This is a genomic window from Candidatus Protofrankia datiscae, from assembly GCF_000177615.2.
GTDB lineage: Bacteria > Actinomycetota > Actinomycetes > Frankiales > Frankiaceae > Protofrankia > Protofrankia coriariae.
Genome location: NC_015656.1, coordinates 890198 through 903144 on the forward strand (window position 1 = coordinate 890198; position 12947 = coordinate 903144).

The following is a 12947-nucleotide window of genomic DNA, read 5'->3' on the forward strand; positions in this document are numbered from 1 at the left end:
GTGGCGCGCCGCACCCCGTTCACCACCCGGATGACCCTGCTGCTGGTGGTGATCTGCGTGCTCGTACTGACCCTGGCCTATCCGCTGCGGCTCTATCTGCGGCAGCGCAGCCAGATCGACGAGCTCGCGGCGCACAACGCCGAACAACGCGAACGGGTGGAGGCGCTGAAGACCAAGGTGGCCGGCTACGACGATCCGGCGTGGGCCCAGGACGAGGCCCGGGTCAGGCTGCACTACACCCGGCCCGGGGAGAAGGTCTATCTAGTGCCGGCAACGTCGGTCACCCCGACCCCGACCCCGGCCCCGACTCCCTCGGCCACCGCGCGATGACCGCTCGTCGGGGTGCCGGCGCGCCCGGCGTGGCCGTCACCGGCTCGACAGACACCATCGGCGGCCCGGCAGGCGCTGGCCCGGCAGGCGCTGTTGACGCGCTGCCCGGCACGGCCACCGGCCCTGGCGCGGCAGCTGGTTCCGGGATGGCAACTGGTTCTGGCGCGGCCGCCGGATCCGGTCCTGCCACTGGTTCTGACACGACCATTGGCCCTGGTACGCCTGCCAGGGCCAACCGGGCTACCGAGACAGGCCGGGCTACCGAGACAGGCCGGGCTACCGAGACAGGTACGGCCGCCGAGGTTGTCGAGGTTGTCGCGCGGCAGCTCGGCCGGCGGCCGCGGGCGATGCACCGGGTCGCCCACCGGTGTTCCTGCGGCCTGCCGGACGTCGTCGAGACCTGGCCGAGGCTGGCCGACGGGACGCCGTTTCCCACCCTGTACTACCTGACCTGCCCGCGGGCGGCGTCGGCGATCGGGCGGCTGGAGGCGTCCGGCCTGATGCGGGAGATGACCGAGCGGCTCGCCGCCGACCGTGACGGCGATCTCTCCCGCCGCTATCAGGCGGCACACCGCGACTACCTGACCCGCCGGGACGCCCTGGCCGAGTTGCCCGGCGCGCCGAGCGCGGGCGGCATGCCAGCCAGGGTGAAGTGCCTGCACGTGCTGGTCGCCCACAGCCTGGCCGCCGGCCCGGGGGTGAACCCGTTCGGTGACGAGGCACTGGCCCTGCTGCCGGACTGGGGCGCCCGCGGCCCGTGCGTGGCCGCCGGCCCGTGCACCTTCGCGCGGGACGCCACCTCCGGACGGGACGCGGGCTCTGGACGGGATGCCGGCTCCGCGCGGGAGATCGGGCAGGACGCGGGCCATGGACGGGATGCCGGCCTCGGCCGGGAGCACGCCTCCCGGCCGGAGAGCGGCTCCGGCCGGGAAAGCGACGGTGGGCTTACCAGGCACGGCGGCGACGCGAACCATCGGCGCCCGGGTAACGGCTCCGGCCAGAAAGACGGCGGCGGACGGAAGGGAAGATCGTCGTGACCCGGGTGGCGGCCATCGACTGCGGCACCAACTCGATCCGGTTGCTCGTCGCCGAGACAGCGAGCGGTGCCGACGCCAGCCCCACGCCGGACGGCCGTCCGGACCCCGTCGCGGATCATGCCAGCGGCGCGGGCCGCGCGAGTGACAGGCAGGCGGTCGCCGCCACCCCACGGCTGCGGGACCTGACCCGTCGCATGGAGATCGTCCGGCTGGGCGCCGGCGTCGACCGCACCGGCGAGCTGTCCCCCGAGGCGCTGGAGCGGACGTTCACGGCGCTGCGCGAATACGCCGCGGAGATCGACCGGCTTGGCGCGTCCCGGGTGCGGATGGTCGCCACCAGCGCGACCAGGGATGCCCGCAACCGGGACGTCCTGGTAACCGGGGTCCGCGCGATCCTCGGTGTCGAGCCGGAGGTGATCACCGGTGACGAGGAGGCCGCGCTGTCCTACGCCGGTGCCACCGGCGAGCTGCGCGGCCATCCCGAGCCGTTCGTCGTGGCCGACATCGGCGGTGGGTCGACCGAGCTGGTCCTCGGGGACGCGGCCCGGGCGCACGCGGCGAAGTCGGTGAACGTCGGCTGCGTGCGGCTGGCCGAACGGCATCTGCACGACGACCCGCCCGCGCCCGCGCAGCTCGCCGCGGTGGTCGCCGACGCTCACGCCGCGTTCGACCTGGCCGAGCGGACCGTGGCCATCCGCTCGGCCGCGACCCTCATCGGGGTCGCCGGGACGGTGACGACGGTGGCCGCCCTCGCCGCGGACCTGCCCGGCTACGACCCCGACCGGATTCACCTTTCCGTGACGTCGGCGTCGGACGTCGCCGCGGTGGCCGACCGGTTGGCGGCGATGTCGCATGCGCAACGGGCGGCGCTCCCGGTGATGCACCCCGGCCGAGTGGACGTGATCGTCGCCGGGGCTCTGGTGCTGCGGACGCTGCTCGAGCGGGTCGGAGCGACCAGCGTGATCGCCAGCGAGCACGACATCCTCGACGGCATCGCCCTGTCACTGCTCGTCCCGTGACCGTCCCGGTCCCTCCCGAGGCTCCCGTGTTTTCTGGTTTCTAGTAAACTGTCGCTGCTTAGTTCTGGTGTGTCTTGTGTCTGGGTGAGAGGGTTGGGTCTGGCAGGTCTCCCCGTCCCTCTGCCGGTCAGGACTGTGTCGTGGGTTCGCAGAAGAAGTGGCCGGTCACCTTGACCGAGGCTGATCGTGACGAGTTGGTTCGGGTGACCTCGACGGGGGTTCATCCGGCGTCGATGATCCGGCGGGCGCGGGTCCTGCTCGCGTTGGACACCTCGGTCGGCCCGGTTGCCTCCCAAGAAGAACTCGTGGTCCGGGTCGGGGTCTCGGGTGAGACGCTGCGGCTGGTCGCGAAGCGGTTCACCGAGACCGGTGGGGATGTGGGGGCCACGATCGGTCGGAAGGCACGGGAGCTTCCCCCGGTGCCTTCCCCGGTGACCGGCGAGGTTGAGGCCAGACTGATCGCGCTGGCATGCTCGCAGCCACCGGCTGGTTATGCACGCTGGTCGCTGCGGCTGTTGGAAAAGCACGTCGCGCTGGTCGCCGACATCCCGGACCTGGACCATTCCACCATCGGCCGGGTCTTAAAAAAACGAGGTTGCGTCCTCATCTGAGGAAGTGCTGGACCATCCCACCGAGGGCGAACGCGCAGTTCGCCGCGCGGATGGAAGACGTTCTGGCGGTCTACGCCCGGCCCCACAACCCGGGCGTGCCCGTGGTGTGCATGGACGAGAAGCCCTACCAGCTGTTGGCCCACGCCCGCGACCCGATCCCCGCCACGCCAGGGCGTGACCGGCGCGAGGACTCCGAGTACGTGCGCCACGGAACCTGCTCGATCTTCTGCTGGGTCGAGCCACTCGCCGGCTGGCGCCGCGTCCAGGCCACCCCACGGCGCACCAGGATCGACTGGGCACACCACGTCAGGCGCCTGCTCACCCTCGACTACCCCGACGCCGAACGGGTCGTGCTGGTCATGGACAACCTCAACACCCACGACATCTCCTCGCTCTACGAGGCCTTCGACCCGGCCGTCGCGTTCGCACTCGCGCAACGACTCGAGATCCACCACACCCCCAAACACGGCTCCTGGCTCAACATCGCCGAAATCGAACTCGCCGCCCTGACCCGCCAATGCCTCGACCGCCGCATCGACACCCTCGACGTCCTGAACACCGAACTCGACGCCTGGCAGACAGCCGTCAACGCCAACCAGCGCCAAGTCAACTGGCACTTCACCACCGATGACGCCCGCACCAAACTCCGCCACCTATACCCCACACATTAGCGGCGACAGTCTACTAGGGCGTGCCTGACGGATGTTGGGCGCCGCCCGCGCGATCGAACATCCGTCAGACACGCCCTCCGGTGGTCAGGGCGTGCCGAGTGCGGTGAGCCGGTCACCGGTGAGGACGTGGCCGACCCATTCCGGTAGGGGGTGTGCGCCGAGGGAGTCGTAGAAGTCGAGGGCGGGCGTGTTCCAGTCGAGCACCGCCCAGTTGAGCCGGGCGTACCCCCGCTCGACGCAACGCCGGGCCAGCGTGGTCTGGAGTGATCCCGCTTCCGTGGACAGCGAACCTGAGGTTCGCTGTCCATAGGGAAGGAGCGTCATGGGGTCAGCTCGCCGGAAGTTCACCCAGGAGTACAAATCCGAGGCAGTAAGGTTGGTGCTCGACTCGGGCCGGTCGGTGACCGAGGTCGCGAAGAGTCTGGGTATCCACGAGACCACGTTGGGAAACTGGGTGAAGAAGGCGAAGGAGAACGGCGAGACCGAGGAGCGGCCGCTGTCGGTGTCGGAGCGCGCGGAACTTGAGGAGCTCCGGAAGAAGTACGCGCAGGCGCAGATGGACATCGCCTTCCTAAAAAAGCGGCGAGCTTCTTCGCGAGCGAGCAGAAGTAAAGTTCGAGTTCATCTCGATACACGCTCCGAAGAAGCCTGTGTCCGCCGACGGCGCGAACACCTTTCCCGTCGACTACATGTGCAAGAAACTCGACCTGTCCCGACAGGGCTACTATGCGTGGAAGAAACGCGGCCCGTCTCGGAGGGAGAAGGACGACGCCACCTTGTCGACCATGATCAGAGCTGTTTTCGACCGTCACGAGGGGCGGTACGGCGTGCGGCGGATCTTCCACGAGATCCGCCGCCAGGGCGTCGCCGTCGCCTACAAGCGGGTCCAGCGGCTGATGGCGACGATGGGCCTGGTCAGCGTGCATCCGCGTCCCCGCCGGCCGGTGACGACGGTGCAGGCCGCGGACTCCTCATCGCTGCCTGATCTTGTCGGCCAAGACTTCGCCGCGTCCGCACCGAACCAGTTGTGGTACGGCGACATAACATATATTCGCACCTGGGATGGCTGGGTGTACATGGCCTCCGTCATCGACGCGTTCTCTCGGAAGATCGCCGGCTGGGCGGTCGCCGATCACATGCGCACCGAACTCGTTCTCGACGCGCTTCGTATGGCCGTCACCCGCCGGCGGCCACCCGGCGGCGTCATATTCCACGCCGACCGAGGCGGTCAGTACACCAGCCGTGAGTTCGTCGCCTTCTGTCGCGACAACAACGTCCGAAACTCCGTCGGCCGTACCGGGATCTGTTTCGACAACGCCGCGGCGGAGTCCTTCTGGGCCACCCTCAAGAAGGAGTTCGTCCACCTCCACCCGTTCGATACCATAGACCGCGTCCGGCCGGGGATCTTCGAATATGTCGAGATCTACTACAACCGGCAGCGGTTGCACTCCTCGATCGGCTATCTCACGCCTGTCGAGTTCGAGGAAGAATTTGACGGACAAACACTTCGTGCTGCATAGTTAGGACTGTCCACGAAAGTGGGAACCCTCCAGTGAGGTCATCGGTGCCGCTGATGGCGAGGGCGGCTCCGCTGGTGGCGAGGGCGATGCCGGGAATGGCGACGACCGGCGTCCGGTCGCGCCGGGGTCTGGCTGGCCGGGGGATCCCGCCTCGGCGGCGACCCCGGTGGCGGTCACGCCAGGTGATGTCGGTCGGCTCGCCGCCTCCGCGGCCGACACCGCCGAGCTCGACGCCAGGATGTCGGTGTGCCGGGCCTGTCCGCGGCTGGTCGACTGGCGGGAGGAGGTCGCCCAGTTGCGGCGGGCCGCTTTCGCGCGGGAGCGTTACTGGGGACGGCCGGTGCCGTCGTTCGGCCCCGCGGACGCCCGGGTGCTCGTTGTCGGTCTGGCACCGGCGGCGCACGGTGGCAACCGCACCGGACGGATCTTTACCGGCGATCGCAGTGGTGACTGGCTGTTCGCCTCTCTGCACCGGGTCGGGCTTGCGCGGTTGCCGACGTCGCTGTCGGCCGGTGACGGTCAGCGTCTGATCTCCACCCGCATCGTGGCCGCGGTGCGCTGCGCCCCACCGGCGAACAAGCCGACCACGCTGGAACGGGATGCCTGCCAGGGATGGCTGATCCGCGATCTTGAACTGTTGCGGCCGACGCTGCGCGCGATCGTCGTGCTCGGCGGGTTCGCCTGGACGGCGCTGTGGCCCGCCCTGGGGCGGGCCGGCCATCCGGTGCCGTCGCCACGGCCGGCGTTCGGGCACGGCCGTCGGGTCGTCCTCGCGGATGTTCCCGCGGATGTTCCCGCGGTGGGCCCCGCGAGTTCACCAGCCGGCCCGGCGCGGCGAGCCGCCTCCACAGAAGCCGTCACTGAACGAGATGTCGCTGGACGGGGTGTCACCGAACATCGTGCGGGGCTGGTTGTCTTCGGCTGCTACCATCCCAGCCAGCAGAACACGTTCACCGGGCGGGTCACCGCCGAGATGATCGACGCTGTGCTCGGTGCCGCGGCGGAGGTAAGTGGCGCGGTCAGTGATAAATAACTGAACCGTTGTCGATGTACACGTCACCGAGTTGATCTCCGCGTGTTGTACGTCACGTGAGTCCGTCGTCCACCGGCACCGTATCCGGGGGCATGGTCGCGTGGTGGCGGGTACCTTTTTTGTATGAGCTTTGGACAACCTCCGCACATCCTTGTTGTGGGTGGCGGTTACGTCGGTATGTACACGGCTTTGCGTCTCCAGCGTCGCCTTCGTCAGGGCGAGGCGACCGTGACGGTGGTCGAGCCCAACTCGTACATGACATATCAGCCGTTTCTTCCCGAAGCGGCGGCGGGAAACCTCGAGCCACGACACGTTGTCGTGCCACTACGTAGGGTGCTGAATGGTTGCCGTGTGGTCAGCGGTAGCGTGACCGGGATCAATCATGCCCAGCGTGTCGCCTATATCGCGCCAAATCAGGGCGCGCCACATGATCTCCATTATGACATTCTGGTCGCCTGTCCGGGGTCGATCGCCCGGACGCTGCCCATCCCGGGCCTCGCGGAGCGGGGTATCGGCTTCAAGAGCGTGGCCGAGGCGATCCACATCCGGAACAAGGTCATCGAACGAATGGACGCCGCCGCGTCCAGCACCGACCCGCAGCTTCGGCGCCGCGCGCTGACATTTGTATTCATCGGTGGCGGGTTCGCGGGCATCGAGGCGATAGCCGAGCTTGAGGATATGGCCCGGGACGCCTGCAAGTTCTATCCCGAACTGTCGCCGTCGGACATGCGCTGGGTGATGGTGGAGGCGAGCGGGCGGGTGCTGCCGGAGGTTTCGCCGGCGATGGGCCTGTACACGTTGAAGCAGCTTGAGCACCGTGGTATCGAGATGAAAATCAATACCCGGGTGAAAAGCCTTGTCGACGGTCATGTGGTGCTCGACAGCGGTGAGGAGTTCGACGCCGAGACCATCGTCTGGACCGCCGGGGTCAAGGCTCATCCGCTGCTCGCCAACACCGATCTCCCACTCGACGACCGGGGCCGGATCAGGGCGACCGCTTTTCTCCAGGTGGACGGCGTCGAGCAGGCGTGGACGGCGGGTGACTGCGCCGCGGTACCCGACCTCACCAAGGGCGAGGGTGTGACTACCGGTCCTTCCGCTCAGCACGCCGTCCGCCAGGCCAAGGTGCTGGCGGACAACATTCTCGCCGATCTCCGCGCTGAGCCGATCGCGCCGTACGAGCACAAGTACGCCGGGAGCGTCGCGTCGCTCGGCCTGCACAAGGGCGTGGCCGACGTGTACGGGATGAAGCTGCGTGGCTGGCCCGCGTGGCTGATGCACCGTACCTACCACCTCAGCCGGGTGCCGACCTTCAACCGCAAGGTGCGGGTGCTCGCTGACTGGACGCTGTCGCTGTTCTTCCGGCGGGAGATTGTCTCGCTGGGATCCTTCGCCGACCCCCGGGCGAGCTTCCGCGCGGCCGCGACCCCGCCGGGCGCTCCGGCAGTGGCGGCGCCTGGGTCGGCTGCCCAGCAGCCCGCGCTCGCCGGGAAGCCGGCGGGACGGGCGGAGGCGACAGGACAGACGGAGACGAACGGTTCCGTCGGAGCCGCCCGCAAGTCGCCCGCGCCTGCCAGGACCGCGGGGCCGGCCAAGACCCCCGGGGGAACACCGCTGGCCTGACCGGGAACGACCGAGGGCAGGAGAGGGCAGGATCAATCGGCTCGTGACGTACGGTCACCTACAGTTCTTCGTTACTTCCCGTATGTCACTGCCCGCCGTATCGTCGCCGTATCGTCACCACCCGCGGTATCGCGTCGGGGCGGCGCAGGCCCCCGGCCGTCGGAGCGCAGGCTCCCGGCCGTGGTGGCGGGGCTCTCCGGTCACGGCGGTATCCCGGGCGGCCCGTGAACCGGTCGGCAGCGTGTCCGGCGGTGGGCCTGCCCGGCCGCGACGGTATGGATCCCCGGCCGCGGGAGCAGCTGCTCCCGCTCGGGGCAGCTGGGTCGCCGGCGTTGGCGAGGTGGGTTCCGGTTACGGCGCCCGGGTGCCGCGGCCCACCGGGCCGGCACCCACGCACTCCCGCGAGTACGGCAAATACAGCGGATATGGATGTCGCCGGCTGCTTCCGGTGGCCGTCCGCCGCCGCCTTGTGACCTGTCCGCCCGGGCATCACCAACTGACTGAACACGCGGGCCACTGCTGTTCTCGCCCCGGGGACAGGACATGCCATCTGACTTGTGATCATCTAATTTGTAATGTTTTAACATTGAATGCCCGCCGTAGGCCACTATGGCGGGCATTTCCATGAGTGGGTGTCCTGCGCGGCCACTGTCCGGCGGGCGAGCATCGACCACCCGGGACGCGGGGACCGTAAGCGCCGCGCGGCCCGGCTGTCGGGGCGTTCCCGCGGGCGGCGCGGCGGGCGTTGGCGTGGGCGGCGCGGCGGGCGTTGGCGTGGGCGTCGCGCGGCCCGGCTGCTGGCCGGGAGCGCCGCTGTCGTCCGGTTGACCGTCGGCGAGACGGGAAAGCGAGTCCGCCACAGCCGCCGGCTGGTGCCGGCCTCGTCCGGCTGACCGCCGGCCCTGCGCCCGGCCCCTGCTGCCGCGTCGGCCAACGTTCACTGCGTCCGCCGTGCCCAAGGCGACCCCCGGCGTTGCCGGGAACCCTGAGCGGCGCTGCTGCCAGGCGGCTCCCGGAGCCCTGCCTGGAACCAACCTGGACACGGCGGCCGGCCAAACATCGGCTGACGCGGCACCAGGGCGTGTCTGACGGATGTTCGATCGCGCGGGCGGCGCCCGGATGGCCACTCGACGTGTTGTTGTCATCGCCAATAGCTCTGTTGTTGAGCGCTCCCCATCCACCGCTACGCGCCGTGCGGGGGTCTGCTGTCCTCCGCCTTGCGGGAGGCCGCCCGGATCACCATCCGCATCGACCAACATCCATCGGGCACGTCCTGGTGGGCGCAGGCCTGCCCGTGGCTGGAGCGCGGGCCGGGTTCCTCGCTCGCCGCGCTTCCCGACCCCGGCGGCGGGCCGGAGGTACCCCGTCGCGGGCCAGGATGCCCCGCCCTTCTCCGCGTAGCTCCGCTGCCACGCTGGCTGTATTGCCAGCCGGTCATACTGTGATTGATCGCGTACCTTCGGTAGGAGAGTTGGGCGCGAGTGTCACGACGGGTTACGGATCAGGAGGTTCTGGTTACTTCCTATACTTTCTTCATGTTGTCTCTTTCGCAAATCCTACGTAGCGTGGTAGAAACATCTCCGATGTAGCCGAGCCGGTGTATCCCAACAGGCAGAGGAGGCTGTCCTAAAAACAGCTCGAGTGTCGGTTCGACTCCGACCACCGGCACATTCAGGTCTGTTCCGTGGCCGCCGGCCGGATCATTCCGGCCGGCGCTCGGTCATGCCATCAGACTATTCGCCTGAATGCCTCACCGTCATTGACGCGTGACCCTTCCTCATGCTGGTCGCCGTCCTGACACCGGCGGTTGCCACCGCGAGTTTTGCGATCATGACGGCGAGGGCTTCGAGCGATCTTGCGGAGTGCTCCGACGTCATCCAGCGCCGTCCGGCGGTCGTTCACGGGACTATGGGCACGGCCCCCGCTCGCGGCGTTCTACTCTGTATTCCGACGGGTTCGTCGAGCGAGCGCGCCGATCGACCGGGCTTTGCCGATCCACCTTATTGATCAACTTTGTTGATCCACATGGTGGGCGGCGCGGCAGGTGGTGCGGCGGGCAGCACGATCGACCGAACCCGACGGCAGTTGCGATCTGTACGCCCGGCTGGGTACGGGCGGCGGAAGGAGTCGTGTCCTGATGGCCGAGATGCGCTCGTCGAATCCGGTGTTCAGCCGGCGTGGCTTCGCCGGCCGGTCGACGCCGTCCTCCGGGTACTACGGCCCCGGGGCCCCCGGGGGGTATGCGCCGCCGGGCGGGGGAGCTCCGCCCACCCCGACGCCGGAGCAGCTCGCCGGGCTGTACCGGGCGCCCAGTGGGCTGACCGTCGACGACGTCGTCGTCCACACTCTGGGCCTGTTCGCGGTGATGGCCGTCACCGGGGCGGTCGGCTGGGCGATCGCCCCGACCACCCCCGCGGTCGGCTTCACGGCGATGTTCGCCGCGCTCGCGCTGTCCCTGGTGATCTCCTTCGGCCGGCGGCTGCGGCCCGCGCTGATCGTGCTCTTCGCCGCGCTCGAGGGCCTGTTCGTAGGCGCGGTCTCCCGGTTCTACGAGGACGCCTTCCACGGGATCGTGCTCCAGGCGCTGCTCGGGACCGCCGTGGTCTTCGTGGCCATGCTGGTGGCCTATCGCAGCCGCCGGCTGCGCGCGACCGAGCGGATGGCCCGGGTCGTCTACGGGTCGTTGCTCGGCGTCGTCATGCTCGGCCTGACCGACCTGGTGATCAGAGCGGTGTCGGGCAGTCATCTGCCGATCATCAATGACGCGTCCCCGCTCGGCATCCTGTTCAGCCTTGCCGTGCTCGTGGTCGCGAGCCTGCAGTTCATCCTCGACTTCGACTACATCGAGCGCGCGATCGCCGCCGGTGCTCCCCGTTCGGAGGCCTGGCGGGCCGGGTTCGGGCTGCTCGTCGGATTCGTCTGGGTGTACCTGGAGATGCTCAGGCTGCTGTCGAAACTGCGCGCCTGACTCCCCTGGCTGGCTCAGGCTACGCGGCCCGCGCAGGCCGCGACCGGCTTGCCATGATGACTCCGGCTGTACGGTGGCTCCGGCTGCACATGGTGGCTGGTCGGCCGCGGCCAGCCGGGTGCGGCCGCGGCCAGGTGGGTGTGAGTGGCGGCCAGGTGGGTGTGAGTGGCGGCGGGGGCCAGGCCAGCGTTGACTCTCACCTGCTCTGCCGGATTCGCCGTCGCGGGTGGTGACCGGCCCGCTGGTCACCCGGAGCGGTCGGGGCCAGCGTGCTCGATCTCGATACTGATCAGGCAACGCTGGTCGCGGACCATGGCGGCGCGATAGTCCTCCCAGTCCGGGTGCTCGCCTGACAGCGTGCGGTAGTAGTCGACGAGGGGCTCCATGGCATCCGGGAGCGAGATGATCCGTGCGCGGCCCCGCACCTGGATCCACGGCCCGAAGAAGGCGTCAGGGAAGACACACAGCCCGGCCCGCGGGTCGCGATGGAGATTGCGGACCTTGTAGGCGGTCTCCCTGCTGCTGATGACAAGCCTGCCGTCGGTGTCGACGCCGACGGTGACCGGTGACAGCTGCGGAGTCCCGTCCCGCCGGAAGGTTGCGAGGACAGCCCGATGATTGTCCCGGACGTAGTCCCGTGCCGCGTCGATGTCCATGGGCTGATTCTCGCCCGGCCGGCCCGGTGGCACCGTGCCGGATGCTCCTGCGCTCGTCGCCGAGGGGGGAGGACGACCGGGACCCGGATCCTCATGGGGCTGTGACGCATGCGGGCCGCGCCGGACCGGTCGGGCGAGGAAGGTTACATCGAGCGAAAAGGATTTACCGGGTCAGGTCCGGATGGCGCGCCTGCGCAGATCCGCTTCGTGGACCACAGCCGCCGCATAGCAGTGGGGGAGCCCGTGCTCGTCCCGTAGCCAGTTCACGCGTTCGGAGAAGCGCAGGAGACCAGGCCCGCGGTCCAGGCATCCCAGCCAGTGGCCGACGTCGTGTCCGGTGATTCTAGGAATTCGTTCGATAAGGCTGTGGTGGGTCTCTTCGGAGCGTTGTTGCGACATTGGCGCCTCCAGTACGCACTGGTCAATCAGTCATGGAAGGAGCGTGCACCACCAGTCGGACAACGGCAAGACCCGCCACGGCTGTCACGGGGTAGCCTTTATGGATGGTCGAAGCGGATCCCCCGGCGATTCGGGATCTGATCATTTCGGACGTGGCGGTTGTGGACGCGCCGCTGGCGGCGCTGATCAGCGAGGTACGACGGCTGCACGACCGCATCCACGGATGGTCGCCGACCTCTTGGCGGGAACCGTGCGTCCCCTACCGGTTCGGCGCCAACTCACCCGAACCCGGTTCCGGGGCGGGAGCCGGTGGGGCGGGCGTGGCCGCCGGGCCCGGCACCGGTACCCGTGCCGACCGGACGCGTGCGCTGGCCGTCGAACTCGCTGACCTGGGGCGTGAAGCGGGCTCCGGGCTTCCCACGGGTGTCGGTCCACCGCGTCTGGCCGACCACGCTCTCGCCGACCAGATCGCCGTACTGGCAACGGACCTGATCGAAACACTGGCCGCGGCCGCTGCCAGCGCCGCCCCCGCGCATGGTTCGTTCTCTTGGAATGATCTCGTAGAACGGGCTCGGCTGGCTGTCCGCGCGGCTCGCATCGATCTGGAGACGTCCCGGCGGTGGCGTGCCGGAGGCCTCCAGCGGTGACCGGTACCGGCGGTCAGTCCTTCTGGGCGGCCGCCACCCGCGGATTTTCCACTCCGTGACACCGTGTCGAAAAGCGGAGTTTCGCGATGATACGTGCCGCTCGGTGTCGACGGCGTTCACGCCGACGGCCCCTCCGTTCTGACGGCCCCTCCGTTCTGACGGGACCGCCACGCCGACGGCTCTGACGGCCTTTTGCGTTGGCGCTCCCTTTGTGTTGATGATTCCTTGATGCGCTGGCTCCTGGCGGGCCGTCGACGGCGCGATGCGGGCCTCGTCGAGCGACCGATGGGCGTCGTCCTGAGCGTGGGTCGGTACGGGCCTACGGCGCTGGGGGCAGCGGCCGCTTTCCTGGCCGGCGGGCTGGTCGGTTCGCCCGCTGACCGGCCCGTCCGAGCTCCGATACGTGTTCGGCGTCACCCGAATAGGTGACCTG

12 protein-coding genes, 1 tRNA gene and 2 pseudogenes are annotated in these 12947 nt (G+C 69.0%); 12 read left to right on the forward strand and 3 right to left on the reverse strand.

Annotation, left to right across the window (positions count from 1 at the left end; genetic code table 11):
* The 5 genes and pseudogenes from FSYMDG_RS03705 to FSYMDG_RS27895 all read left to right on the forward strand — a co-directional run bounded on the left by FSYMDG_RS03705 (position 1) and on the right by FSYMDG_RS27895 (position 3668).
* Positions 1-330 (forward strand): FtsB family cell division protein, encoded by a 330-nt coding sequence (locus tag FSYMDG_RS03705; protein WP_347176441.1) that lies wholly within the window; start codon positions 1-3, stop codon positions 328-330.
* Positions 331-476: 146 nt separating this feature from the next.
* Positions 477-1103, forward strand: a pseudogene (locus tag FSYMDG_RS27115) (DUF501 domain-containing protein); the annotation flags it as partial.
* A gap of 260 nt (positions 1104-1363) precedes the next feature.
* A complete protein-coding gene (locus FSYMDG_RS03715; RefSeq protein WP_013872255.1) occupies positions 1364-2386 on the forward strand; it encodes a Ppx/GppA phosphatase family protein in 1023 nt (340 codons plus the stop codon).
* Positions 2387-2526: 140 nt separating this feature from the next.
* A complete protein-coding gene (locus FSYMDG_RS27890; protein WP_043602714.1) occupies positions 2527-2997 on the forward strand; it encodes a helix-turn-helix domain-containing protein in 471 nt (156 codons plus the stop codon).
* Positions 2982-3668, forward strand: coding sequence for an IS630 family transposase (locus FSYMDG_RS27895; RefSeq protein ID WP_237702726.1), 687 nt, complete (start codon positions 2982-2984; stop codon positions 3666-3668). Before FSYMDG_RS27890 ends, FSYMDG_RS27895 begins: the two co-directional genes overlap by 16 nt.
* Before the next feature lie 84 nt (positions 3669-3752).
* Here the strand turns inward: FSYMDG_RS27895 and FSYMDG_RS23940 are convergent, their stop codons facing one another.
* Complete coding sequence (locus FSYMDG_RS23940) at positions 3753-3992, reverse strand: GNAT family N-acetyltransferase (RefSeq protein WP_050803494.1); 240 nt, start codon at positions 3990-3992, stop codon at positions 3753-3755.
* On the opposite strand from FSYMDG_RS23940, the pseudogene FSYMDG_RS27900 reads away from it, so the two are divergent.
* The 6 genes and pseudogenes from FSYMDG_RS27900 to FSYMDG_RS03760 form a co-directional block, all read left to right on the forward strand.
* A pseudogene (locus tag FSYMDG_RS27900) lies at positions 3991-4152 on the forward strand (transposase); the annotation flags it as partial. The gene FSYMDG_RS23940 and the pseudogene FSYMDG_RS27900 sit on opposite strands and share 2 nt — an antisense overlap.
* A 166-nt stretch (positions 4153-4318) precedes the next feature.
* Positions 4319-5188, forward strand: a complete 870-nt coding sequence (locus FSYMDG_RS03735) for an IS3 family transposase (protein WP_043602891.1) — start codon at positions 4319-4321, stop codon at positions 5186-5188.
* A gap of 166 nt (positions 5189-5354) precedes the next feature.
* Complete coding sequence (locus FSYMDG_RS03740; RefSeq protein WP_013872257.1) at positions 5355-6221, forward strand: uracil-DNA glycosylase; 867 nt, start codon at positions 5355-5357, stop codon at positions 6219-6221.
* Positions 6222-6344: 123 nt separating this feature from the next.
* Positions 6345-7844, forward strand: a complete 1500-nt coding sequence (locus FSYMDG_RS03745) for an NAD(P)/FAD-dependent oxidoreductase (RefSeq protein ID WP_013872258.1) — start codon at positions 6345-6347, stop codon at positions 7842-7844.
* Positions 7845-9437: 1593 nt separating this feature from the next.
* Positions 9438-9512, forward strand: a tRNA-Leu gene (locus tag FSYMDG_RS03755).
* Positions 9513-9981: 469 nt separating this feature from the next.
* Entirely contained in the window at positions 9982-10812 is an 831-nt protein-coding gene (locus FSYMDG_RS03760) for a Bax inhibitor-1/YccA family protein (protein ID WP_013872260.1), read from the forward strand.
* Between the two features lie 245 nt (positions 10813-11057).
* Here FSYMDG_RS03760 and FSYMDG_RS03765 read toward each other — a convergent pair whose 3' ends face one another.
* Together FSYMDG_RS03765 and FSYMDG_RS23945 are read right to left on the reverse strand one after the other, a co-directional pair.
* Positions 11058-11468, reverse strand: a complete 411-nt coding sequence (locus tag FSYMDG_RS03765; RefSeq protein WP_013872261.1) for a PPOX class F420-dependent oxidoreductase — start codon at positions 11466-11468, stop codon at positions 11058-11060.
* A 171-nt stretch (positions 11469-11639) separates the two neighbouring features.
* Entirely contained in the window at positions 11640-11867 is a 228-nt protein-coding gene (locus FSYMDG_RS23945; protein ID WP_013872262.1) for a DUF4287 domain-containing protein, read from the reverse strand.
* Between the two features lie 104 nt (positions 11868-11971).
* On the opposite strand from FSYMDG_RS23945, the gene FSYMDG_RS27905 reads away from it, so the two are divergent.
* Positions 11972-12514, forward strand: coding sequence for a hypothetical protein (locus tag FSYMDG_RS27905; protein WP_013872263.1), 543 nt, complete (start codon positions 11972-11974; stop codon positions 12512-12514).
* The last annotated feature ends 433 nt before the right edge of the window (positions 12515-12947 follow it).